Origin of the sequence: Paracoccus sp. MC1862 (genome assembly GCF_016617715.1) — a bacterium.
Taxonomy (GTDB): Bacteria; Pseudomonadota; Alphaproteobacteria; order Rhodobacterales; family Rhodobacteraceae; genus Paracoccus.
The window spans coordinates 2,811,160-2,834,689 of sequence record NZ_CP067225.1; the positions used below are offsets into that span (position 1 = coordinate 2,811,160).

Genomic DNA, 23,530 nt, shown 5'->3' on the forward strand with positions numbered 1-23,530 from the left:
ACTTTGCTGCCACTGGACCGGCCTGCGGTCGGGGCGTAGTTGGGCGGCATGACCAGGAAATCTGACTTCCCCGACGCCCCCGATCCCGACAAGGGCACCATCTCGGAACCGCTGAGCCGCGCCATCGGCGAGCGTTACCTGACCTATGCGCTGTCCACCATCATGCACCGGGCGCTGCCGGATGCGCGGGACGGGCTGAAGCCGGTCCACCGCCGCATCCTCTACGCAATGCGCGAGCTGCGGCTGTCGCCGACCGGCGCATTCCGCAAGTCGGCGAAGATTTCCGGCGACGTGATGGGGAACTATCACCCCCACGGCGACGGGGCGATCTATGACGCGATGGCGCGTTTGGCCCAGCCCTTCGTGATGCGCTATCCGCTGGTGGACGGGCAGGGGAACTTCGGCTCCATCGACGGCGACAGTCCCGCCGCCAGCCGCTACACCGAGGCCCGCCTGACGCTGGCCGCCGAGGCGCTGATGGAGGGGCTGGCTGAGGATGCGGTCGATTTCCGCCCCAACTACGACGGCACGCTGGAAGAACCCGTGGTCCTGCCTGCGGCCTTCCCGAACCTGCTCTGCAACGGCGCCAGCGGCATCGCCGTGGGGATGGCGACCAACATCCCGCCCCACAACCTCCATGAGGTCGTGGATGCCTGCCTGCATCTCATCAAGTCGCCGGACGCCCGCGACGAGACGCTGATGGCGATCATGCCCGGCCCGGACTTCCCTACGGGCGGCGTGCTGGTCGAGGATGCGGCGGTGCTGCGCGAGGCCTATCGCACCGGGCGCGGTTCCCTGCGCCTGCGCGCCCGCTGGGTGCTCGAGGACCTGGGCCGGGGGACGTGGCAGGTGGTCGTCACCGAAATTCCTTACATGGTGCAGAAGTCCAAGCTGATCGAACGCCTGGCCGAACTGGTGCTGACCAAGAAGATCCCGATCCTGGCCGACGTGCGCGACGAATCGGCCGAGGACATCCGCATCGTGCTGGAACCCCGCACCCGCACCATCGATCCCGCGCAGTTGATGGCCGCGCTGTTCCGGGCCAGCGACCTCGAGGTGCGTTTCGGCCTGAACATGAACGTGCTGATTGACGGGCGGGTGCCGAAGGTCTGTTCGCTGAAAGAGGTGCTGCGCGCCTTCCTCGACCACCGGCGCGAGGTGCTGCTGCGCCGCTCGGCCCACAGGCTGGAAAAGATCGCCGCCCGGCTCGAGGTGCTGGATGGCTACATCATCGCCTACCTGAACCTCGACCGGGTGATCGAGATCATCCGCCACGAGGACGACCCCAAGGCGGTGATGATGGCCGAGTTCGGGCTGTCCGACGCGCAGGTGGAAGCGATCCTGAACATGCGCCTGCGCGCCCTGCGGCGGCTTGAGGAGATCGAGCTTCGGGCCGAGCGCGACCGGCTGGCCGGCGAACGCGAGGGGCTGCTGGCTCTGGTGGCCGACCCCGCGCGGCAATGGGCGAAGATCGCCGAGCAACTGCGCGAGGTGCGCGGGCTTTTCGGCAAGTCGAACCCGGCGGGCGTGCGGCGGACCGAGATCACCGCATCCGAGGACGTGCAGCCTTTGGACATGGACGCGATGATCGAGCGCGAGCCGGTCACGGTGATCCTGTCGCGGATGGGCTGGATTCGCGCGATCAAGGGCCACCAGCCGCTGGATGCCGAACTCAAGTTCCGCGACGGTGACGGGCCCTTCATGGCGCTGCACGCCGAGACGACCGACAAGCTGATGATCTTCGGCGCGAACGGCCGCTTCTACACGCTGCCTGCCAACAACCTGCCCGGCGGGCGGGGTCTGGGGGAACCCCTGCGCCTGATGATCGACCTGCCGAACGACGCGGCCGTGCTGGACATGTTCCCTTGGCGCGAGGACCAGCAGTTCCTGGTGGCCTCGAAGGCCGGAGACGGCTTCATCGTGAACGCGCCCGATATCCTCGCGCAGACCCGCGCCGGCAAGCAGGTGCTGAACGGCGACGCGCTTCTGGTCCGCCGGATCGAGGGCGACCACCTCGTCACTGTCGGCGACAACCGCAAGTTGCTGGTCTTCCCCTTGTCCGAACTGCCCGAGATGGCCCGTGGCAAGGGCGTGCGGATGCAGAAGTTCAAGGACGGCGGCCTTGCGGATGCGAAATGCATCACCCTGTCGGTCGGGCTGTCCTGGCTTGATCCCGCGGGCCGCACCCGGACCGAACCCGACCTGACGGAATGGTTGGCCAAGCGCGGCACCACGGGCCGCATGGCCCCGCGCGGCTTTCCGCGCGACAACCGGTTCAACTGAGACCGTCGATCAGCAGAGCCGCCCGAATGTGCTTCGGGCGGCTCTTTCATCACCTGTCTGCGGACCCGTCCCGGAAACCCGGGCGCGATCTGGGGAAGGAAGCGAAGCCGCGATGCGGCTGCGCGATCAGGAATAAAGGTTCTGCACGCCCACCTGCTCGTGGATCTGGTTCGTCGTCGCCCGGTCGATGCCCATCGCATCGGCAAGGCTGTGCAGGTATTCCGCCTCTTCCCGACTGTCGAAGTCGATCGCCATCAGCGACATCAGGTAAACCTGCGCCTCAAGCCCCTTGGGCACCTCGCGCGCCAGGGCCTGCGCGTCCACGGGCGCCGCCATCTGCTGGCGGATGAAGTCGCGGTCGTCGTCGTCAAGGTCGCCCAACTGGCCCAGCAGGCGCTCGCGTTCGCCCTCGTCGATCTTGCCGTCGGCCTTGGCGGCCTGGATCATGGCGCGCAGCATCAGCCCGGCAACAGCGTTCTGTTCGGGCGTGGGGGCGACCTCGGGCTCGTCCTGCCGCACCACGGCGTCGTTGAAGACCTCGCCGAAGGTGGCGTCGTTGTTGGCTTGCGCTCCGCGCTGGGCCGGGCCGTTCAGGATGCCGCCCAGAAGCCCGCCAAGGCCCCCGGCCGCAGCCCCGCCCGCGAGTCCCCCCAGCAGCCCGCCACCCTGGCCATAGCCGCCGGACGTCCCCCGAGAGCCGCCCGCATTCCGCGTCAGGTTGTCGAGGATGCCGCCCAGACCGCCCGACGCACCCCGCGAGTTCGGCCCGCCATAGGGCTGCCCCGTGCCTGCGCCGCCCGAGCGGCCGCCCAGCACCTGCCCCAGGATGTCGTTCAGCCCGCCCGATCCGCCGCGCCGCGAGCCTGCGTTCATCAGGTCGCCCAAGATGCCGCCCCCGGTCCGGTGCGAGCCCTGTCCCGAACGGGACTGCTGCTGCTGCTGCATCATGCTGCCAAGCCCCTTGGCAAGCATCACGCCCGCCGCAACGCGGGCCAGGGATTTCATCAGGGACATGGGAACCTCCGGGAAAACAGGACGCGGCGCGACGGCGCCGCGGTTCGGGCTTTCCAACGTGGCCTCGGGGCGATGGTTCCGGGGCGAAGACGCGGCCTGCCTTGCTTTTCCGCCGACTCGCTTATATCTCGCGGCGATGTTTACGCGAGGGCGTCGTCCACCCGGCCGCCCGACGACCAGGAGGCCACCATGGCAAAGGCAAAATTCGAGCGCAACAAGCCGCACGTCAACATCGGGACGATCGGGCATGTTGACCACGGCAAGACGACGCTGACGGCGGCGATCACGCGGTATTTCGGCGACTTCAAGGGCTACGACCAGATCGACAACGCCCCCGAGGAGAAGGCGCGCGGGATCACCATCTCGACCACGCATGTGGAATACGAGACCGAGTCCCGCCACTACGCCCATGTGGACTGCCCCGGCCACGCCGACTACGTGAAGAACATGATCACGGGTGCGGCGCAGATGGACGGCGCGATCCTGGTGGTGAACGCGGCCGACGGCCCGATGCCGCAGACGCGCGAACACATTCTGCTCGGCCGCCAGGTCGGCATCCCCTACATGGTGGTCTACCTGAACAAGGTCGACCAGGTGGATGACGAGGAGCTGCTGGAGCTGGTCGAGATGGAGGTGCGCGAGCTGCTCTCCTCCTACGACTATCCCGGCGACGACATCCCGATCGTCAAGGGTTCGGCGCTGGCGGCGCTGGAAGGCCGCGACCCCGAGATCGGCGAGAACTCGATCAAGGCGCTGCTGGCGGCGGTGGACGCCTATATCCCGACGCCGGAACGCGCCATCGACCAGCCCTTCCTGATGCCGATCGAGGACGTGTTCTCGATCTCGGGCCGCGGCACGGTTGTGACCGGCCGGGTCGAGCGCGGGGCGGTGAACGTCGGCGACGAGCTTGAGATCGTCGGCATCCGCCCGACCAAGAAGACGATCTGCACCGGCGTCGAGATGTTCCGCAAGCTGCTGGACCGCGGCGAGGCGGGCGACAACATCGGCGCGCTGCTGCGCGGCGTGGACCGCGACGGGGTGGAACGTGGCCAAGTGCTGTGCAAGCCGGGTTCGGTGAAGCCGCACACCAAGTTCGAGGCCGAGGCCTATATCCTGACCAAGGAGGAAGGCGGCCGCCACACGCCGTTCTTCGCCAACTACCGCCCGCAGTTCTACTTCCGCACCACCGACGTGACCGGGACCGTCAAGCTGCCCGAGGGCACCGAGATGGTGATGCCGGGCGACAACCTGAAGTTCGAGGTGGAACTGATCGCGCCGATCGCGATGGAAGAGAAGCTGCGCTTCGCCATCCGCGAGGGCGGCCGCACCGTCGGCGCCGGCGTGGTCTCGAAGATCCTCGAGTGAGGGAAGAAGCCGTGGCGGTGGGGTGAAACCCACCCCGCGGGCGCTGTAGGGTGGGGTTCACCTCACCTGCACCCAAGACAAAGGCCCGTCCCGACAAAGGGGCGGGCTTTTTGCTTGCCTCGGTCTGCAAACGGTCCAGAATGACGTGGTGACAGCCGTGAAGGGGCCTTGCAGATGATCCGGCAGCCATGAGGATGCTCCGCCTTCTTTTGCCGGCGTTCTGGCTGATGACGGCCGCTCAGGGCTGGGCGGGGACGGCTTTGGTTTATGACGGTCCGGGCACCTGCGACGGTTGCGCCGAGGCGATGGCCGAGACTGCCCGGCGCGCGGGACTGACCCCGCGGCTCGTCGGTCCCGAAGGGCTGGACCCGCGCGTGCTGGAAACGGCCGAGGTGGTGATCGTCGGCGGCGGCGACGATATGGATGTCCTGCGCGAAGGGATCGGCGATCGCCGGCTCCGGGGGCTGGCGGACTGGGTGGCGCGGGGCGGACGCTACATGGGGGTCTGCGCAGGGGGCTATCTCGCGGGGCGGACGCTCGACGACGCGGGCGAGGTGCCGGGCCCTGACCTGATCCAGGGCGATTCGGTGACCTCTACCCCGTTTGCCGCGCGGGTCGAAACGGTGACATGGCGCGGGCGCAAGCTGCGGATGTACACGCAGGAGGCGCCCGGGTTCGAACTGGACGACGATTTCGCAGGCGAGGTTGTCGCGCGCTATGCCGACGGCACCCCGGCTGCGCTGCTGGTCCCCCACGGCAAAGGCCTCGTCGCGGTGTCCGGCCCCCATCCCGAGGCCACGGCGGACTGGCTGGAGGGCGACGGCCTTCCGCCCGAGCCGCTGCCCGGTCCCGATTTTGCCGCCGAGTTCCTGCGCGAGGTGCTGTGACCCAAAATTGCCTGTTCTGCCGGATCGCGCGGGGCGAGTTGCCCGCCCATGTCGTCCATGAGGATGACGAGATCATGGCCTTTCTCGACCTGCATCCGATCCGGCCGGGTCATGCGCTGGTGATCCCCAAGGCGCATCATGTCTGGTTCGAGGACGTTCCGGCGCCGCTTGCCGCCCGCATCATGGAATGCAGCCAGATGCTCGCCCGGCGGATGAAGCGGCTTTACGGCGTCGAGCGCGTCGCCATGTTCTTCACCGGCATCCATGTCCCCCACGCCCATGCCCATGTGGTGCCGATGCACGAGGTCCATGATGTGACCTCGCAGGCCTATCTGGCCGAGGGGCTGGCGGGCTTCTCGGCCCCGCCCCGGCTGTCCGAAGAAGAAATGGCCAGGGTTGCCCGCGAATTGGCGCGGGACTGAAGCCGGTGAAAGGGCCTTTCCCCGAACCGGCTCTTTGCAGGTGAACAAGGCGGGTCGGAAGGCCATGATGGGCCGATCGCAACAGGGAGCCGCGGCCATGACACGCAAGACCTATCACGGAAGCTGCCACTGCAAGGCCGTCACCTTCGAGGTGGACTTGGACCTGTCGCACGGAACCGGGCGCTGCAACTGCTCCTATTGCCGCAAGGTCCGGGAATGGGCGGCAATGGTGAAGCCCGACGCCTTCCGGCTGAGCGGGGCGGAGAACCTGACCCGTTATCCCGACGACCCCTCGCGCCCGAACGCCAGCTTCTTCTGCCGCAACTGCGGGGTGCGGACGCATGGCGCGGGCGACATCCCCGAGATCGGCGGCCCCTATGTGGGCGTGCAGATCCCCGCGCTGGACGATGCCACGCCCGAGGAGATCATCGCAGCACCCGTGCAGTGGATGAACGGGCTGAAGGACGACTGGTTCAGCATCCCGGCGGAAACCCGGCACCTGTGACCCCGACCCGCCGGGGAACCGGGACGCGGCCCCGTGGTTCATTCCCGTAGCGCCCGGGGGCGGGGCGCCGGTCCCTCACTCGCCACAAGAGGCCAGGATGTTCAGTTGGTTCGAGCGGCGCCTCGACCCTTACCCTTCCGATCCGCCGAGGATGCCGCCCAGGGGGCTGGTGTCCTTCGTGCTGCATTATTCGCAGGGGGCGCTGCCGTGGCTGGTGCTGCTGGCTCTCACCTCGGCCCTGATCGCGCTGGGAGAGGTCGTGCTGTTCGGTTATCTGGGCGATCTGGTGAACCGGCTGGCCGAGACGCCCGCGTCCGAGTTCTGGGCGCTGGAAGGGCGACGGGCCGCGTGGATGGCGGTTCTGCTGCTGCTGGTGCTGCCGGCGCTGAACATCCTCAGCGCGCTGGTGATGCACCAGACGCTGCTGGGCAACTTTCCCCAGCGCATCCGCTGGCAGGCGCACCGCTACCTGCTGCGCCAGTCGCTGGGCTATTTTCAGGACGAGTTCGCGGGCCGCATCGCCACCAAGCTGATGCAGACGGCGCTGGCCGTGCGCGAGGTGGCGATGAAGGTCATGGACGTGGCCGTCTATGTCGCCGTCTATTTCCTCGGCGCGCTGGCTCTGGCCGCATCCCAGGACTGGCGGCTGGCGCTGCCCTTCGCGGCCTGGGGTTTGGGCTACGCGGTCCTTCTGTGGCTGCTGATCCCGCGCCTCGGCCGCGCAGCCGAAGCGCAGGCCGGGGCGCGCGCCGGCATGACGGGCCGCATCGTCGATGCCTATACCAACATCGCCACGGTCAAGCTGTTCAGCCATTCGGCCCGCGAGGAGTCCTTTGCCCGCGAATCGATGGACGGGTTCCTGGGCACCGTCCACTGGCAGATGCGGCTGTCGGCGGTGCAGGACATCACCCTGAACCTGCTGAACGCCGCGCTTGTAGGGTCATCGGCGGCGCTGGGCCTGTGGCTGTGGACAAACGGCACGGTGCCGGTGGGCGCGGTCGCGGTGGCGGTGCCGCTGGCGATGCGTCTGAACACCATGAGCCACTGGATCATGTGGGAATTCGCGGCGCTGTTCGAAAACATCGGCACCGTGCGGGACGGCATCGGCAGCCTGTCCCTGCCGCGCATGGTGGTGGACGCGCCGGGCGCGAAGCCTCTGCAGGTCACGGCGGGCGCCGTGCGGTTCGAGAATGTGACCTTCCGCTATGACGCCGGCCCCGGCGAACGGCCGCTTGCGGTGCTGGACGGGCTGACGCTGGACATCGCGCCGGGCGAGCGGATCGGGCTCGTGGGCCGCTCGGGCGCGGGGAAATCGACGCTGATCAATCTGCTGCTGCGCTTCCACGATGTCGAATCGGGGCGCATCCTGATCGACGAACAGGACATCTCGCAGGTCACGCAGAACTCCCTGCGCGCGGCCATCGGCGTGGTGACGCAGGATTCGAGCCTGTTGCACCGATCCGTCCGCGACAACATCGCCTATGGCCGGCCCGAGGCCACGCCCGCGCAGATCGAGGCCGCGGCAAGGCTGGCCGAGGCCGCCGAGTTCATCCCGCGCCTTGCCGACAGCAAGGGGCGGCGCGGGTTCGACGCCCATGTGGGCGAACGCGGCGTCAAGCTGTCGGGCGGCCAGCGCCAGCGCATCGCCATCGCCCGCGTTGCACTGAAGGACGCGCCGATCCTGGTGCTGGACGAGGCGACCAGCGCGCTCGACAGCGAGGTCGAGGCCGCGATCCAGGCGCAACTGGAACGGCTGATGGCGGGCAAGACCGTGATCGCCATTGCCCATCGCCTGTCCACCATCGCCGCGATGGACAGGCTGGTGGTCATGGACCGGGGCCGCATCGTGGAACAGGGGACGCACGCCGAGCTGCTGGCGGCGAGCGGGCTATACGCCCGGCTGTGGGCGCGCCAGTCGGGGGGGTTCCTTGAGGCCGTGCCCGACGCCGTGCCCGATCCGCTTCCGGCCTGAGCGCAGATTGACCTTGCGCCAGCGCCGATCCTGCCGTAATCCGCAACTCGGCCTAGGGGTATAGCTCAGTTGGTAGAGCATCGGTCTCCAAAACCGAGGGTCGTGGGTTCGAGTCCCCCTGCCCCTGCCAGTTCCCGCACATCGAAAGTCCGGTCATGTCGCTGACAATCCATGTCGGCGCGCACAAGACCGCCTCGACCCATCTGCAGCAGACCCTGCGCGGGCTGATCCCGCAGATGCTGGCAGCGGGCATCCACTACAGCGACGTTCACCACTGGCGCGGCGGCGCGACCCGGCTGGCGGTGGCGCTGGGCGAGGGGGCGGACGCGGCCCGCTTGCGCAAGCGGCTGCGGCGGCGGCTGGACGTGACGGCGGCGACCTGGCCCGAGATGGTGATCTCGGAAGAAAACATCCTCGGCAGCCTCAGGCGCGAGTCGCTGATGGGCAGGGGCAACCTCATCTACCCCGAGGCGCGCCGCCGGATGGGGCGGCTTTGCGGGATGCTGCGGCACCGTCCCGCGACGATCTGCCTTGCGGTGCGCGAGCCCTGCGACTTCCTGACCTCGGCCTTCTCGATGCAGGTGATCGGTGGGCACGAACTGATCCTGCCCGACTATCTCGGCGATTTCGACCCCGCGCGCCTGTCCTGGACCGAACTGGCCCGGCGCCTGCTGGCCATGCGCAGGGTCGCCCGGCTGGTTGTCTGGACTTACGAGGATTACGCCGCTGTCCGCCCGCAGATCCTGTCCGCGATCTTGCCGCAGGCGCTGGCCGATCAGGCAGGCGATCCCTCGCCGGCCATTGTCGGCCTTTCGCAACCGGCCTACCGCGAAGTGCTGGCCCTGACGTTCGATCGCCCGGAGGCCGATCTGGCGCGGATCGCCCGCGAGGCCAAGTCGCGCTTCCCGCGTGAAGCCGGCGCCGAGCCGCTGAACCTGATCGACGAGACGACGGCGGCCCGCGCCCGGGCCGCCTATGACGCCGACTTAGCCCAGCTCGCCCGCCTGCCGCGCACCACGCTGCTGCGTCCTTCCGGCCGGTGACATCTTTCTGGCCCAAATACCCATGCACCCGCGCCGCCGGCGCCTCGCCTGTCCGCGCCGCCCTGTGCCCTTGCCTTTGCCCCCTTGCGGCCTTATCTGGGCCGCTGCAACGCAAGGGACGCCCATGACCAACCCCGCCCAGTTCATCAGCCAGGTCCGCGCCGAAGCCGCCAAGATCGTCTGGCCGGGCCGGCGCGAGGTCGTCACCACGACGATCATGGTCTTCGTCATGGCGGGCCTGTTCAGCCTGTTCTTCTTTCTCGTGGATCTTGTGATCCGCTGGGGCGTGACCACGGTCCTGACGACGGTCGGCTGACGCTTGCAATTCGCGGGGCGGACGGATATGTCCGCTCGACCTGCCCGGCGACCGGCGTGCATCGATTCGGTATGCGCGCCTTTTCAGTTTTCGGGCCAGCGCAGGCCCGTGCGGCCGCAGAGTTCAAGCAGGGGACGATCAGTCGATGGCAAAGCGGTGGTATTCGGTCAGCGTCCTGTCCAACTTCGAGAAGAAGGTGGCCGAGGCGATCCGTCAGGCCGTGGCCGAAAAGGGTCTGGAAGACGAAATCGACGAGGTCGTCGTCCCCACCGAGGAAGTGATCGAGATCCGCCGCGGCAAGAAGGTCACATCCGAACGCCGCTTCATGCCGGGTTATGTGCTGGTCCACATGGACCTGTCGGACAAGACCTACCATCTGGTCAACTCGATCAACCGCGTCACCGGCTTTCTCGGCGCGCAGGGCAAGCCGATGCCGATGCGCGACGACGAGGTGAACGCGATGCTCAGCCGTTCGGGCCAGGGCGGGGCCGAGGGGGCGCCGCGCAACCTGATCCGTTTCGAGGTCGGCGAGAAGGTGAACGTGACCGACGGACCCTTCGAGGGCTTCTCGGGCATGGTGGAAGAGGTCGACGACGCGTCCAGCCGCATCAAGGTGACCGTCTCGATCTTCGGCCGGCCGACGCCGGTCGAACTGGAATTCACGCAGGTTTCCAAGGCCTCGTGAAGCAAGCGCGGGAGGCCCCCGATCCTTGAGGGTCGCGCCGCACCGCTAGGTCTGCCCTTCGGGGCGTGATGACAAGGAGAAGGCCCCATGGCCAAGAAAGTCGTCGGCAGCCTCAAGCTGCAAGTCAAGGCGGGGCAGGCGAACCCGTCCCCGCCCATCGGCCCTGCGCTGGGTCAGCGCGGGATCAACATCATGGAGTTCTGCAAGGCCTTCAACGCCCGCACGCAGGAACTGGAACCGGGCGCCCCGACTCCGACCGTGATCACCTATTACGCGGACAAGTCCTTCACCTTCGAGACGAAGACTCCGCCCGCCGCCTTCCTGCTCAAGAAGGCCGCCGGCCTGAAGCCGGTGGGCAAGCGCAACCGGGCCAAGGGTTCGGACAAGCCCGGCCGGGCGACTGCCGGCACCGTGACCGCCAAGCAGGTCCGCGAGATCGCCGAACTGAAGATGAAGGACCTGTCGGCCCACGACATCGACGCGGCGATGCAGATCGTCCTCGGTTCGGCCCGGTCCATCGGCATCGAAGTGAAGGGCTGACCGACATGGCAAAACTGGCAAAGAAGAAAGCCGCCGCTCGCGCTGCGTTCGAAGGCAAGGCGAATCTCGCTCTCGAGGAAGCCGTTGCACTGGTGAAGGCCAACGCCACGGCGAAGTTCGACGAGACGGTCGAAATCGCGATGAACCTCGGCGTCGATCCGCGCCACGCCGACCAGATGGTCCGCGGTGTCGTGCAGCTGCCGAACGGCACCGGCAAGGACGTCCGCGTGGCGGTCTTCGCCCGCGGTCCCAAGGCCGAGGAAGCGAAAGCCGCCGGGGCCGATATCGTCGGCGCCGAGGACCTGATGGAAGCGATCCAGGGCGGAAAGATCGACTTTGACCGCTGCATCGCCACGCCGGACATGATGCCGCTGGTCGGTCGTCTGGGCAAGATCCTGGGGCCGCGCAACCTGATGCCGAACCCCAAGGTCGGCACGGTGACGATGGACGTGGCCGGCGCCGTCGGCAACGCGAAGGGCGGCGAGGTCCAGTTCAAGGCCGAAAAGGCGGGCGTGGTCCATGCCGGCGTCGGCAAGGCCTCGTTCGACGGCGAGAAGCTCGCCCAGAACATCCGCGCCTTCGTCGAGGCGGTGAACCGGGCGAAACCCTCGGGGGCGAAGGGGACCTATCTCAAGAAGGTCTCGATCAGCTCGACCATGGGACCGGGCGTGTCGCTGGACCTGACCTCGGCCACGCAGGGCTGAGCAGGCACCCGTTATGGCAGAAGGCCCCGGCAGCGATGCCGGGGCCTTTCTCGTTCCTACTGCTGCGCAGCGATGGCCCTCTCTGAGGGTGCCGGTTCAAGTATGGCTCTCTCACGCCGCCGGACCTCTCTCTGGCTGGGGGCACGGCGCATGATAGTAAGGAAATGAGACGCATTCTTGCCGCCGAATTGTTGCGCAATCGCCTGCTTGAAGCGGCGAGGGCGGTCGCCGAAATACAGGGCGTGATCGGCGCGCGCACGAGCAAGCTTTCCACGCTGCGCCGATATGGTATCGGAATGGAGATGCGCCGTGTGAATGAAGGCGAACAATCCCGGCAAACTCAGCGAGGGAACATATCTGTAATGTTTCCCATGCATCAGGTGGTATGGATTCCGAATCATTCCCGGCGGATTCACGATTGCGAATCCGATGGCGATATAGGGTTCGAACTTGGCCAGAAGTTGCCGACCTTCAGGCGAATCCATGAGGAAAAGCCCTAATGGACGGCTGATGATCGAGTGATCGGGAACTTCGTGCATGTGCTTGCGAATCGCTGCGATGAAGTCGACCGACAAGGCGTCGTCGTCATCCAGCCTGAAATGCACCGTACGTTGTTCGTGGACGATCCTCTGCTTCTTGATCCAAGGATCGATCGCTTCGCTGATATGTGCAGCCTTGCTGTAGACGATCTCGACCTGTGGAACCTTTCGAACCGAGCGGGCAAGCCGTTTCTTGTACTTGCGCGGAAGTTCCGGGGACGTGAATATCGCGAAACGGAAATTCCTGTCGGTCTGCCAGCGCAGGGACGGAAGGCAGATTTTCTCGAAAAAGTAGAAACGTTCTTTCAGCCGCTCCGGCGCGTAGAGGATCTGCTTGCGCTGCTCGAGGTCATCGGTGCTGCGCGCCAGCTTTGCATCGCTTCGTCCAAGATAGGAAAAGCGCATGTATCCGAAAATGTCGGGCTCCATCCTGCACCTTGAAAACGGGTTTTCTGGTTGCTGCCTTTAACCCGTTCCGGGGCGGGATGCCATGGCTGCGAACCGCTTGAAAGCTGCCGGAATGGAGAGTATGGACATCCCTTCAGGTGCCGCCGCGATTCGCGGCTGCCCTGTTCCTGTCCGAGACGGAGGGCCGGCGCGTGAACGCCGCTAAGTCCTTCCCGAGATGGAAGTCGAGATTTTTCCGCAAAGGTTCCACCTTTGGGGCGCTCTCGGGCCCATCGTCCAAGGACCCGCCCCTGCCGCCCCGGTGGCGGGGACAAGTGAGCCGGGGGGAAACCCCCAACGTGGAGTGAACCGTGGATAGAGCCCAAAAGGAAAACGTGGTCGAGGAACTCGGCCAGATCTTTGAAAGCTCTGGCGTCGTGGTGGTTGCCCGCTACGAGGGGATGACGGTTGCCGAGATGCAGACCCTGCGTGCGCAGATGCGCGACGCCGGGGGTGCTGTCCGCGTTGCCAAGAACAGGCTCGCCAAGATCGCCCTGGAAGGGAAGCCGGCGGCTTCGATCGCCGATTACCTGACGGGCATGACCGTGCTCGCCTTCTCCGACGACCCCGTGGCTGCGGCCAAGGTTGCGGATGCCTATGCCAAGACGAACGACAAGTTCGTCATCCTTGGCGGGGCGATGGGCGACACGGCCCTTGATCCGGCCGGTGTGAAGACCGTGGCCCAGATGCCGTCGCGCGAGGAGCTTATCGCTTCGATCGTGGCTGCCATCGGTGCCCCCGCGTCCAACATCGCCGGTGCGATCGGCGCGCCTGCCAGCAACATCGCGGGCATCCTGTCCACGCTCGAAGAGCGTGAGGCTGCCTGAGGCAATCCCGTCCCGTCCGGCGGCATGAAGGCCCCGACGTTGGAACAACCTGACTGGAAAGAACGGAAAAATGGCTGATCTGAAGCAACTCGCCGAGCAAATCGTCAACCTTACCCTGCTGGAAGCGCAGGAACTGAAGACGATCCTGAAGGACGAATACGGCATCGAGCCCGCCGCCGGTGGCGCGGTCATGATGGCCGGCCCGGCTGGCGCCGCTGCCCCCGCCGAAGAAGAGAAGACCGAATTCGACGTCGTCCTGACCGACGCCGGCGCCAACAAGATCAACGTGATCAAGGAAGTGCGTGCGATCACCGGCCTGGGCCTGAAAGAGGCCAAGGACCTGGTGGAAGCCGGCGGCAAGGTCAAGGAAGGTGCCAACAAGACCGACGCCGAAGAGCTGAAGAAGAAGCTTGAAGCGGCCGGCGCCAAGGTCGAGTTGAAGTAATCCGCCCCACGCGGATGCTGAAGGATTGGGCAGGGTCCGGGATTTCCCGGTCCCTGCCGAACCCGTCTTGAAGGACGCTTGCGGCGGCCCTACATAGGGCCACTCCGAGTTTCCTTCAGGGCGAGTTCGCGGTTCGGGAGCCGTGCGGTGGGACGCATGGCACGAATTGGGCCGCACCCCCTGATGTTCGCAAGCCGCCGGTTCGGGCCCCGACGAACCGGCGTGCGATGACGAAAGGCGATTACCTTCCATGGCGCAATCCTACGTCGGCCAGAAGCGCATCCGGCGCTCTTACGGCAATATCCGCGAAGTGCTGGAGATGCCGAACCTCATCGAGGTTCAGAAATCCTCCTATGACCTGTTCCTCGCATCCGGCGAAGGGGAGGTCCACAAGGATGGCGAAGGCATCCAGGGCGTCTTCCAGTCGGTCTTCCCGATCAAGGACTTCAACGAGACCGCCACGCTCGAATTCGTGAAATACGAGCTGGAAAAGCCGAAATACGACGTGGACGAATGCCAGCAGCGCGACATGACATATGCCGCGCCGTTGAAGGTCACGCTGCGCCTGATCGTGTTCGATGTGGACGAGAACTCGGGCACCCGCGTGGTGAAGGACATCAAGGAGCAGGACGTCTACATGGGCGACATGCCCCTGATGACCCAGAACGGCACGTTCATCGTGAACGGGACCGAGCGGGTGGTCGTCAGCCAGATGCACCGCAGCCCCGGCGTCTTCTTCGACCATGACCGCGGCAAGACCCACTCCAGCGGCAAGCTGCTCTTCGCCTGCCGGATCATTCCCTATCGCGGTTCGTGGCTCGACTTCGAGTTCGACGCCAAGGACCTGGTCTTCGCGCGCATCGACCGCAAGCGGAAGCTGCCGGTGACGACGCTTCTGTATGCGCTGGGGATGGACCAGGACGCGATCATGTCCGCGTTCTACGAGACCGTCGATTACAGGCTGCAAAAGGGCGCGCGCACCGAGGCCGGAGCCTGGGTCACGCGCTTCTTCCCCGAGCGGATGCGCGGCACCCGGCCGAGCTTTGACCTGGTCAACGCCGATACCGGCGAGGTCATTACCAAGGCCGGCGACAAGGTGACGCCGCGCCAGGTCAAGCAGCTGATCGAGTCGGGCGAGGTCACGAACCTGCTGGTTCCCTTCGAGCGGATCGTGGGCCGCTTCATCGCGCGCGACATCATCAACGAGGATACCGGCCTGATCTATGCCGAGGCGGGGGACGAGATCACCGCCGAATACAGCAAGGACGGCACGGAACTGACGGGCGGTCTGCTCAAGGTGCTGCTGGACAACGGCATCACCGATGTTCCGGTGCTGGACATCGACCATGTCAACGTTGGTCCCTACATCCGCAACACGATGGCGGCCGACAAGAACATGAACCGTGACGGCGCGCTGATGGACATCTATCGCGTGATGCGTCCGGGCGAGCCGCCGACGGTCGAGGCGGCAAGTGCGCTGTTCAACAACCTTTTCTTCGACGGCGAGCGCTATGACCTGTCCGCCGTCGGCCGGGTCAAGATGAACATGCGTCTGGACCTTGATGCGCCCGACACCCAGCGCACGCTGCGGCACGAGGACATCATCGCCTGCATCCGCGGGCTGGTGGAACTGCGCGACGGCAAGGGCGAGATCGACGACATCGACCACCTCGGCAACCGCCGGGTGCGTTCTGTCGGCGAACTGATGGAGAACCAGTACCGCATTGGCCTGCTGCGCATGGAACGTGCGATCCGCGAGCGGATGTCGGGCGTCGAGATCGACACCGTGATGCCGCAGGACCTCATCAACGCCAAGCCTGCCGCGGCCGCGGTGCGCGAGTTCTTCGGTTCCTCGCAGCTGTCGCAGTTCATGGACCAGACGAACCCCTTGTCCGAGGTGACGCACAAGCGCCGCCTGTCGGCGTTGGGGCCGGGCGGCCTGACGCGGGAACGCGCGGGCTTCGAGGTGCGCGACGTTCACCCGACCCATTATGGCCGGATGTGCCCGATCGAGACGCCGGAAGGCCAGAACATCGGCCTGATCAACAGCCTCGCAACCTATGCCCGCGTGAACAAGTACGGCTTCATCGAGACGCCGTATCGCAAGGTGGTGGACGGGCAGGTGACGGATGACGTGATCTACATGTCGGCCACCGAAGAGATGCGCCACACCGTCGCCCAGGCCAATGCCACGCTGGATGAAGAGGGCAGGTTCGTCGATGAGCTGGTCTCGACCCGCCAGGCGGGCGACTTCATGCTGAACCCGGTCGAGGCCGTCGATCTGATCGACGTGTCGCCGAAGCAGCTTGTGTCGGTCGCGGCGGCGCTGATCCCGTTCCTTGAGAACGACGACGCCAACCGCGCGCTGATGGGCTCGAACATGCAGCGTCAGGCTGTGCCCTTGCTGCGGGCCGAGGCGCCCTTCGTCGGCACCGGCATGGAGGCGACCGTTGCGCGCGACTCGGGTGCCGCCATCATGGCGCGCCGGGGCGGCGTGATCGACCAGGTGGACGCGAGCCGCATCGTTGTCCGGGCGACCGAGGGTCTCGGCGCCGGCGACGCGGGCGTGGACATCTATCGCCTGCGCAAGTTCAAGCGGTCCAACCAGTCCTCGACCATCAACCAGCGTCCGCTGGTCAAGGTGGGCGAACGGGTGAAGACGGATCAGGTCATTGCCGACGGCCCCTCGACCGACCAGGGGGAACTCGCCATCGGCCGGAACGTGGTCGTCGCCTTCATGCCGTGGAACGGCTACAACTATGAGGACTCGATCCTGATTTCCGAGCGGATCCACCGCGACGACGTGTTCACCTCGATCCACATCGACGAATACGAGGTTGCGGCGCGCGACACCAAGCTGGGGCCGGAAGAGATCACCCGCGACATCCCCAACGTCGGCGAGGAAGCCCTGCGCAACCTCGACGAGGCGGGCATCGTCTATATCGGCGCGGAAGTGGGTCCGGGCGACATCCTCGTGGGCAAGATCACGCCCAAGGGCGAAAGCCCGATGACGCCCGAGGAAAAGCTGCTGCGCGCCATCTTCGGTGAAAAGGCGTCGGACGTGCGGGACACCTCGCTGCGCCTGCCGCCGGGGGCTTACGGCACCATCGTCGAGGTGCGGGTCTTCAACCGCCACGGCGTGGACAAGGACGAACGCGCGCTGCAGATCGAGCGCGAGGAAGTCGAGCGCCTCGCCCGCGACCGCGACGACGAAATGGCGATCCTGGAACGCAACATCTACGCGCGCCTGCGTTCGCTGATCCTCGGTCAGACCGCGGTGAAGGGGCCAAAGGGCATCCGCGCCAACTCGGAGATCAACGAGGACCTGCTGGGCCAGTTGTCGCGCGGCCAGTGGTTCCAGCTGGCGGTCGCCGACGAGGACACCGCCCGCGAGGTCGAGGCGCTGCAGGACCAGTTCAACCTGCAGAAGAAGGCGCTGGAAGCCCGCTTCGAGGACAAGGTCGAGAAGGTCCGTCAGGGCGACGACCTGCCCCCCGGCGTGATGAAGATGGTCAAGGTCTTCGTCGCCGTGAAGCGCAAGCTGCAGGCGGGCGACAAGATGGCCGGCCGTCACGGCAACAAGGGCGTCGTGTCCAAGGTGGTCCCGATGGAGGACATGCCGTTCCTTGCGGACGGCACCCCCGTCGATCTGGTCTTCAACCCGCTGGGCGTGCCATCGCGCATGAACGTTGGCCAGATCCTGGAAACCCACATGGGCTGGGCCGCGCGTGGCCTCGGCATCAAGATCGACGAGGCGCTGCAGGAATACCGGCGCAAGGGCGACATGGCGCCCGTCCGCGAGGCGATGCGGATCGGCTATGGCGACGACACCTATGAGGCCGAGTTCGGCGACATGGGCGACGACGATCTGGTCGAAAGCGCCGAGCAAGTGACGAACGGCGTGCCGGTCGCCACTCCCGTCTTCGACGGCGCCAAGGAGGCCGACATCGACGACGCGCTTCGCCGCGCGGGCTTTGACACCTCGGGCCAGTCGGTCGTCTTCGATGGCCGCACGGGCGAGCAGTTCACCCGTCCTGTCACGGTCGGCGTCAAGTATGTCCTGAAGCTGCATCACCTTGTCGACGACAAGATGCACGCCCGTTCGACCGGCCCCTACAGCCTCGTCACCCAGCAGCCGCTGGGCGGCAAGGCCCAGTTCGGCGGCCAGCGTCTGGGCGAGATGGAGGTCTGGGCGCTTGAAGCTTACGGCGCCGCCTACACCCTGCAGGAAATGCTGACGGTGAAGTCGGACGACGTGGCGGGCCGCACCAAGGTCTACGAGTCGATCGTCAAGGGCGAGGACAACTTCGAGGCCGGCGTGCCGGAATCCTTCAACGTGCTGGTCAAGGAGGTCCGGGGTCTGGGCCTCAACATGGAACTCCTGGATGCGGAGGACGGGGAATAACTCTGCGCGCAATCACGCACCCTACCCGCCGTAGGGTGCGTGGTCCCCACGCACCTTCCCCCATCCGCGCCACTCACAAGGTATTCAGATGAACCAGGAACTCTCCACCAATCCCTTCAACCCGATCGCCCCGGCGCGGCAGTTCGACGAGATCCGCATCTCGCTGGCCTCGCCCGAGGAGATCCTCGCCTGGTCCTTCGGCGAGGTGAAGAAGCCCGAAACCATCAACTACCGCACGTTCAAGCCGGAACGTGACGGTCTGTTCTGCGCGCGCATCTTCGGGCCGATCAAGGACTACGAATGCCTCTGCGGCAAGTACAAGCGCATGAAGTATCGCGGCCTCGTCTGCGAGAAATGCGGCGTGGAAGTCACGCTGCAGAAGGTGCGCCGCGAACGCATGGGCCACATCGAGCTGGCCGCGCCGGTCGCGCATATCTGGTTCCTCAAGTCGCTGCCCTCGCGCATCGGCCTGATGCTGGACATGACGCTGCGCGATCTGGAACGCATCCTCTATTTTGAAAACTACGTCGTCATCGAGCCGGGTCTGACGGACCTCACCTACGGTCAGCTTCTGACCGAGGAAGAGTTCATGGACGCGCAGGACCAGTATGGCGTGGACGCCTTCACCGCCAACATCGGCGCGGAAGCGATCCGCGAGATGCTGTCCGCGATCGACCTGCAGGCCACGGCCGACCAGTTGCGCGAGGAGCTGAAGGAAGCCACGGGCGAGCTGAAGCCGAAAAAGATCATCAAGCGGCTGAAGATCGTCGAATCCTTCCTGGAATCTGGCAACCGTCCCGAGTGGATGGTCATGACCGTGATCCCGGTCATCCCGCCGGAACTGCGCCCGCTGGTCCCGCTGGACGGCGGCCGCTTTGCCACCTCGGACCTGAACGACCTGTATCGCCGGGTCATCAACCGCAACAACCGCCTCAAGCGGCTGATCGAGCTGCGCGCGCCCGACATCATCGTCCGCAACGAAAAGCGGATGCTGCAGGAATCGGTCGATGCGCTGTTCGACAACGGCCGCCGCGGCCGCGTCATCACGGGCAACAACAAGCGCCCGCTGAAGTCGCTGTCGGACATGCTGAAGGGCAAGCAGGGGCGGTTCCGCCAGAACCTGCTTGGCAAGCGCGTGGACTTTTCCGGCCGCTCGGTCATCGTGACGGGCCCGGAACTCAAGCTGCACCAGTGCGGACTGCCGAAGAAGATGGCGCTCGAACTGTTCAAGCCCTTCATCTATTCCAAGCTGCAGGCGCAGGGCTATTCCACGACCGTCAAGCAGTCGAAGAAGCTGGTGGAAAAGGAACGCCCCGAGGTCTGGGACATCCTGGACGAGGTGATCCGCGAGCATCCGGTCCTGCTGAACCGCGCGCCGACGCTGCACCGCCTGGGCATCCAGGCCTTTGAGCCGATCCTGATCGAAGGCAAGGCGATCCAGCTGCACCCGCTGGTCTGCTCGGCCTTCAACGCCGACTTCGACGGCGACCAGATGGCCGTGCACGTGCCCCTTTCGCTGGAAGCCCAGTTGGAAGCCCGCGTCCTGATGATGTCCACGAACAACGTGCTGTCGCCCGCCAACGGCGCGCCGATCATCGTGCCGTCGCAGGACATGGTCCTTGGCCTCTACTACACCACCATGCAGCGTGACGGCATGGTGGGCGAGGGCATGGCCTTCGGTTCGGTTGACGAGGTCGAGCATGCCCTGGCCGCCGGCGCCGTGCATCTGCATTCGAAGATCACCTGCCGTCTGCCGCAGATCGACGAGGACGGCAACGAGGTCATCAAGCGCTATGAGACGACGCCCGGCCGGGTCCGTCTGGGCGCGCTGCTGCCGAAAAATGCCAAGGCCCCGTTCGAGCTGGTCAACCGCCTGCTGCGCAAGAAGGACGTCCAGAACGTCATCGACACCGTCTACCGCTACTGCGGCCAGAAGGAATCCGTGATCTTCTGCGACCAGATCATGGGCATGGGCTTCCGCGAGGCCTTCCGTGCCGGCATCAGCTTCGGCAAGGACGACATGGTGGTCCCGGATTCCAAATGGGACATCGTCGGCGAAGTGCAGGATCAGGTGAAGGAGTTCGAGCAGCAGTATCTCGACGGCCTCATCACCCAGGGCGAGAAGTACAACAAGGTCGTGGACGCCTGGTCGAAGTGCAACGACCGCGTGACCGAGGCCATGATGACCACGATCTCGGCCAAGCACCAGGACGAGAACGGCGCCGAGATGGAGCCGAACTCGGTCTACATGATGGCGCATTCGGGCGCGCGGGGTTCTGTCAGCCAGATGAAGCAGCTTGGCGGGATGCGGGGCCTGATGGCCAAGCCGAACGGCGAGATCATCGAGACGCCGATCATCTCGAACTTCAAGGAAGGCCTGACCGTTCTTGAATACTTCAACTCGACCCACGGCGCCCGGAAGGGCCTGTCGGACACGGCGTTGAAGACGGCGAACTCGGGCTACCTGACCCGCCGCCTGGTGGACGTGGCGCAGGACTGCATCATCCGCGAGCATGACTGCGGCACCGACCGGGCGATCACGGCTTCGGCCGCGATCAACGATGGCGAGGTGATCTCGCCCTTGGCCGAGCGCATCCTGGGCCGTGTCGCGGCCGAGGACGTGCTGGTGCCCGGCGAGGACGAGGTGCTGCTGCGCCGCAACGAGCTGATCGACGAGCGCAAGGCCGACGCCATCGAGGCGGCGGGCGTGCTGAACGTCCGCATCCGCTCGGCGCTGACCTGCGAGGCCGAGGACGGCGTCTGCGCCCTCTGCTACGGGCGCGACCTTGCGCGCGGCACGCTGGTCAATATCGGCGAGGCGGTGGGCATCATCGCGGCCCAGTCGATCGGCGAGCCCGGCACGCAGCTGACGATGCGGACCTTCCACATCGGCGGCATCGCGCAAGGCGGTCAGCAGTCCTTCATCGCGGCGAACCAGGAAGGCACCGTCCAGTTCGAGAACGCGGCCGTGCTGGAAAACGCGAATGGCGATCTGATCGTCATGAGCCGTTCGATGCAGTTGCACGTGATGAACGAGCAGGGCACCGCGCTGGCCAGCCACAAGCTGTTCTACGGTTCCAAGCTGATGGTGCGGGACGGCGACGCGGTGACGCGGGGCCAGAAGCTGTTCGAATGGGACCCCTACACCCTGCCGATCATCGCCGAGCAGGCGGGTTCCGCGCGCTTCGTCGATCTTCTCTCGGGCCTCTCGGTCCGCGAGGACACCGACGATGCCACCGGGATGACCCAGAAGATCGTGACGGACTGGCGGTCGGCGCCCAAGGGCAGCGACCTCAAGCCCGAGATCATCATCATGGGCGAGGACGGCGAGCCGGTCCGCAACGAGCAGGGCAACCCGATCAGCTATCCGATGTCGGTCGATGCGATCCTGTCGATCGAGGACGGGCAGGAGGTCAAGGCGGGCGACGTCATCGCGCGGATCCCGCGCGAGGGCGCGCGCACCAAGGACATCACCGGGGGCCTTCCCCGCGTGGCCGAACTGTTCGAGGCCCGTCGTCCCAAGGACCACGCGATCATCGCCGAGATGGACGGCACGGTGAAATTCGGCAAGGACTACAAGAACAAGCGCCGGATCATCGTGCAGCCCAACAAGGAGGGACTCGAGCCCGTCGAGTACATGGTGCCGAAAGGCAAGCACATCCCGGTGCAGGAAGGCGACTTCGTGCAGAAGGGCGACTACATCATGGACGGGAACCCCGCGCCGCATGACATCCTGCGGATCATGGGGATCGAGGCGCTTGCGGACTACCTGATCGACGAGGTGCAGGACGTCTACCGCCTGCAGGGCGTGAAGATCAACGACAAGCACATCGAGGTGATCGTCCGCCAGATGCTGCAGAAGATCGAGATCCTCGATTCGGGCGACACCACGCTGCTGAAGGGCGAGCACGTGGACCGCGACGAGTTCGACGAGGAGAACGCCAAGATCGAGGCCCGCGGCGGCCGTCCGGCCTCGGGCGAACCCGTGCTGCTGGGCATCACCAAGGCAAGCCTGCAGACGCGCAGCTTCATCTCGGCCGCGTCCTTCCAGGAAACGACCCGGGTGCTGACCGAGGCTGCCGTTCAGGGCAAGCGCGACAAGCTCGTGGGCCTGAAGGAGAACGTCATCGTCGGCCGCCTGATCCCGGCCGGCACCGGTGGAGCTACGAGCCGCGTCAAGCGCATCGCCGAGGGCCGCGACGCCGAGGTGATCGAGATGCGCCGCGCCGAGGCGGAAGCCGCGGCCGCGCTGGCCGCGCCCCAGTCCTCGCCCGAAGTGCGTGAGGCGGATATCGACACGATCATCACCTCGCCCGAGGAATGATCTGACAGCCCCGACGAACCGAAAGGCCCGGCCAAGCGCTGGGCCTTTTCTTTTGCGGGCAGGACCCCAGCCGCCCGCTTGCGCGTCACCGGCGGCAGGCGTAGCCATGGGGCGGACAAACAGAATGCCTTTCGAGGGTCGGATGCAGGCTGCGGTCGATCAGAAGTGACGGATCAATCTGATGCGGCTGTCTCTTCTGGCCATGATGCCGGCGATCCTTGTGATCAATCCGGCGCTTGGGCTAAGGGGGCCTCGGACACGAAGTCATTGAAGCCCTCGGTCTTCTGCTTCTGCTGACGGGAGTTCTGGGCCATTTCTGGTCATCCTGTATGTCGGCGGAGCCAAGAACCGGATGGTGGTGCAGGACGGCCCCTATTCGATGACCCGCAATCCGCTTTATTTCTTTTCAACCATCGCCGCGACAGGCATCGGTCTGATGTTCGGGGCGGTCAGCCTGGGGCTGCTGATCGGGGCGACCGTCGGCGTGATCCTGTGGATCACTGCGCGGAAGGAAGCCGCCTTCCTGTCGCACGGCTTCGGCGCGGATTATGACGCCCATGCGGCGCGCACGCCATTCTTCCTGCCCGGTCCCCGGCTGTTTTGCACCGGCAGGACCGTGCAGGTCGATACCGCCACGCTGCGGCGCAACATGTTCGATGCCCTTGTCTTCCTGTGCTTCATCCCGATCGTCGAACTGGTGGACCAGATCAAGGTCGGCCTCGGCTGGGTCCTGCTGTCGCTATGGTGAGGATGCGCCTTCCCTCTGCCGCCGCCGCGCCCTAAGGGCTGGGTGACAACAGCGCCGGC

18 protein-coding genes and 1 tRNA gene are annotated in these 23,530 nt (G+C 65.9%); 17 read left to right on the forward strand and 2 right to left on the reverse strand.

From position 1 onward, the window contains the following. Window positions 1-48: 48 nt before the first annotated feature. Window positions 49-2,283 carry a DNA topoisomerase IV subunit A gene (gene parC, locus JGR78_RS13895; protein WP_182806119.1) on the forward strand — a complete coding sequence of 745 codons (2,235 nt, stop codon included), beginning with the start codon at window positions 49-51 and terminating at the stop codon, window positions 2,281-2,283. 126 nt (window positions 2,284-2,409) lie between these two features. Here parC and JGR78_RS13900 read toward each other — a convergent pair whose 3' ends face one another. Then, entirely contained in the window at window positions 2,410-3,297 is an 888-nt protein-coding gene (locus tag JGR78_RS13900; protein ID WP_182806117.1) for a DUF533 domain-containing protein, read from the reverse strand. Between the two features lie 189 nt (window positions 3,298-3,486). Between JGR78_RS13900 and tuf the strand changes: the two genes are divergently transcribed. The 11 genes from tuf to rplA all read left to right on the forward strand — a co-directional run bounded on the left by tuf (window position 3,487) and on the right by rplA (window position 11,736). Then, window positions 3,487-4,662, forward strand: coding sequence for an elongation factor Tu (gene tuf / locus JGR78_RS13905; RefSeq protein WP_182791574.1), 1,176 nt, complete (start codon window positions 3,487-3,489; stop codon window positions 4,660-4,662). A gap of 188 nt (window positions 4,663-4,850) precedes the next feature. Then, window positions 4,851-5,549, forward strand: a complete 699-nt coding sequence (locus JGR78_RS13910) for a BPL-N domain-containing protein (RefSeq protein ID WP_200559341.1) — start codon at window positions 4,851-4,853, stop codon at window positions 5,547-5,549. Beyond that, on the forward strand, window positions 5,546-5,971 hold the full coding sequence (locus tag JGR78_RS13915) for an HIT family protein (RefSeq protein WP_182803362.1): 426 nt from the start codon (window positions 5,546-5,548) through the stop codon (window positions 5,969-5,971). Before JGR78_RS13910 ends, JGR78_RS13915 begins: the two co-directional genes overlap by 4 nt. 97 nt (window positions 5,972-6,068) lie before the next feature. Continuing rightward, the gene (locus JGR78_RS13920) at window positions 6,069-6,476 is read left to right on the forward strand and encodes a GFA family protein (protein ID WP_182803359.1); all 408 of its coding nucleotides are present in this window, start codon (window positions 6,069-6,071) and stop codon (window positions 6,474-6,476) included. Between the two features lie 97 nt (window positions 6,477-6,573). Then, on the forward strand, window positions 6,574-8,448 hold the full coding sequence (locus JGR78_RS13925) for an ABC transporter ATP-binding protein (protein WP_182803357.1): 1,875 nt from the start codon (window positions 6,574-6,576) through the stop codon (window positions 8,446-8,448). A gap of 54 nt (window positions 8,449-8,502) precedes the next feature. Next, window positions 8,503-8,578 (forward strand) — tRNA-Trp (locus tag JGR78_RS13930). 25 nt (window positions 8,579-8,603) lie between these two features. Next, window positions 8,604-9,491, forward strand: coding sequence for a hypothetical protein (locus JGR78_RS13935; RefSeq protein ID WP_182803355.1), 888 nt, complete (start codon window positions 8,604-8,606; stop codon window positions 9,489-9,491). A 124-nt stretch (window positions 9,492-9,615) separates the two neighbouring features. Beyond that, the gene (secE, locus tag JGR78_RS13940) at window positions 9,616-9,807 is read left to right on the forward strand and encodes a preprotein translocase subunit SecE (protein WP_182791561.1); all 192 of its coding nucleotides are present in this window, start codon (window positions 9,616-9,618) and stop codon (window positions 9,805-9,807) included. A gap of 145 nt (window positions 9,808-9,952) precedes the next feature. Beyond that, complete coding sequence (gene nusG / locus JGR78_RS13945) at window positions 9,953-10,492, forward strand: transcription termination/antitermination protein NusG (RefSeq protein ID WP_182803353.1); 540 nt, start codon at window positions 9,953-9,955, stop codon at window positions 10,490-10,492. Between the two features lie 87 nt (window positions 10,493-10,579). Next, the gene (rplK, locus tag JGR78_RS13950; protein WP_182791563.1) at window positions 10,580-11,032 is read left to right on the forward strand and encodes a 50S ribosomal protein L11; all 453 of its coding nucleotides are present in this window, start codon (window positions 10,580-10,582) and stop codon (window positions 11,030-11,032) included. Window positions 11,033-11,037: 5 nt separating this feature from the next. Further along, window positions 11,038-11,736, forward strand: coding sequence for a 50S ribosomal protein L1 (rplA, locus tag JGR78_RS13955; protein ID WP_182791564.1), 699 nt, complete (start codon window positions 11,038-11,040; stop codon window positions 11,734-11,736). Between the two features lie 56 nt (window positions 11,737-11,792). On the opposite strand, the gene JGR78_RS13960 is transcribed toward rplA, so the two are convergent. Continuing rightward, window positions 11,793-12,704, reverse strand: coding sequence for a glycosyltransferase (locus JGR78_RS13960; RefSeq protein ID WP_182803351.1), 912 nt, complete (start codon window positions 12,702-12,704; stop codon window positions 11,793-11,795). A gap of 329 nt (window positions 12,705-13,033) precedes the next feature. Between JGR78_RS13960 and rplJ the strand changes: the two genes are divergently transcribed. The 5 genes from rplJ (at window position 13,034) to JGR78_RS13985 (ending at window position 23,471) form a co-directional block, all read left to right on the forward strand. Further along, on the forward strand, window positions 13,034-13,549 hold the full coding sequence (rplJ, locus tag JGR78_RS13965; protein ID WP_182791566.1) for a 50S ribosomal protein L10: 516 nt from the start codon (window positions 13,034-13,036) through the stop codon (window positions 13,547-13,549). Between the two features lie 70 nt (window positions 13,550-13,619). Further along, window positions 13,620-13,994, forward strand: coding sequence for a 50S ribosomal protein L7/L12 (gene rplL, locus JGR78_RS13970; protein WP_182791567.1), 375 nt, complete (start codon window positions 13,620-13,622; stop codon window positions 13,992-13,994). 250 nt (window positions 13,995-14,244) lie between these two features. Beyond that, the gene (gene rpoB, locus JGR78_RS13975; RefSeq protein WP_182803349.1) at window positions 14,245-18,399 is read left to right on the forward strand and encodes a DNA-directed RNA polymerase subunit beta; all 4,155 of its coding nucleotides are present in this window, start codon (window positions 14,245-14,247) and stop codon (window positions 18,397-18,399) included. Window positions 18,400-18,487: 88 nt separating this feature from the next. Continuing rightward, entirely contained in the window at window positions 18,488-22,723 is a 4,236-nt protein-coding gene (gene rpoC, locus JGR78_RS13980; RefSeq protein WP_182803346.1) for a DNA-directed RNA polymerase subunit beta', read from the forward strand. Window positions 22,724-23,075: 352 nt separating this feature from the next. Next, the gene (locus tag JGR78_RS13985; protein ID WP_234450758.1) at window positions 23,076-23,471 is read left to right on the forward strand and encodes an isoprenylcysteine carboxylmethyltransferase family protein; all 396 of its coding nucleotides are present in this window, start codon (window positions 23,076-23,078) and stop codon (window positions 23,469-23,471) included. Window positions 23,472-23,530 lie beyond the last annotated feature (59 nt).

Excerpts from the sequence above, each read along its gene's own strand:
- rplA (WP_182791564.1), top strand. The coding sequence starts at position 11,038 with ATGGCAAAACTGGCAAAGAAGAAAGCCGCCGCTCGCGCTGCGTTCGAA.
- JGR78_RS13935 (WP_182803355.1), top strand. The coding sequence starts at position 8,604 with ATGTCGCTGACAATCCATGTCGGCGCGCACAAGACCGCCTCGACCCAT.
- JGR78_RS13910 (WP_200559341.1), top strand. The coding sequence starts at position 4,851 with ATGAGGATGCTCCGCCTTCTTTTGCCGGCGTTCTGGCTGATGACGGCC.
- nusG (WP_182803353.1), top strand. The coding sequence starts at position 9,953 with ATGGCAAAGCGGTGGTATTCGGTCAGCGTCCTGTCCAACTTCGAGAAG.
- JGR78_RS13920 (WP_182803359.1), top strand. The coding sequence starts at position 6,069 with ATGACACGCAAGACCTATCACGGAAGCTGCCACTGCAAGGCCGTCACC.
- parC (WP_182806119.1), top strand. The coding sequence starts at position 49 with ATGACCAGGAAATCTGACTTCCCCGACGCCCCCGATCCCGACAAGGGC.
- JGR78_RS13960 (WP_182803351.1), bottom strand. The coding sequence starts at position 12,704 with ATGGAGCCCGACATTTTCGGATACATGCGCTTTTCCTATCTTGGACGA.
- JGR78_RS13925 (WP_182803357.1), top strand. The coding sequence starts at position 6,574 with ATGTTCAGTTGGTTCGAGCGGCGCCTCGACCCTTACCCTTCCGATCCG.
- tuf (WP_182791574.1), top strand. The coding sequence starts at position 3,487 with ATGGCAAAGGCAAAATTCGAGCGCAACAAGCCGCACGTCAACATCGGG.
- rplL (WP_182791567.1), top strand. The coding sequence starts at position 13,620 with ATGGCTGATCTGAAGCAACTCGCCGAGCAAATCGTCAACCTTACCCTG.
- secE (WP_182791561.1), top strand. The coding sequence starts at position 9,616 with ATGACCAACCCCGCCCAGTTCATCAGCCAGGTCCGCGCCGAAGCCGCC.
- JGR78_RS13900 (WP_182806117.1), bottom strand. The coding sequence starts at position 3,297 with ATGTCCCTGATGAAATCCCTGGCCCGCGTTGCGGCGGGCGTGATGCTT.
- rpoB (WP_182803349.1), top strand. The coding sequence starts at position 14,245 with ATGGCGCAATCCTACGTCGGCCAGAAGCGCATCCGGCGCTCTTACGGC.
- rplK (WP_182791563.1), top strand. The coding sequence starts at position 10,580 with ATGGCCAAGAAAGTCGTCGGCAGCCTCAAGCTGCAAGTCAAGGCGGGG.
- JGR78_RS13985 (WP_234450758.1), top strand. The coding sequence starts at position 23,076 with ATGGTGGTGCAGGACGGCCCCTATTCGATGACCCGCAATCCGCTTTAT.
- rpoC (WP_182803346.1), top strand. The coding sequence starts at position 18,488 with ATGAACCAGGAACTCTCCACCAATCCCTTCAACCCGATCGCCCCGGCG.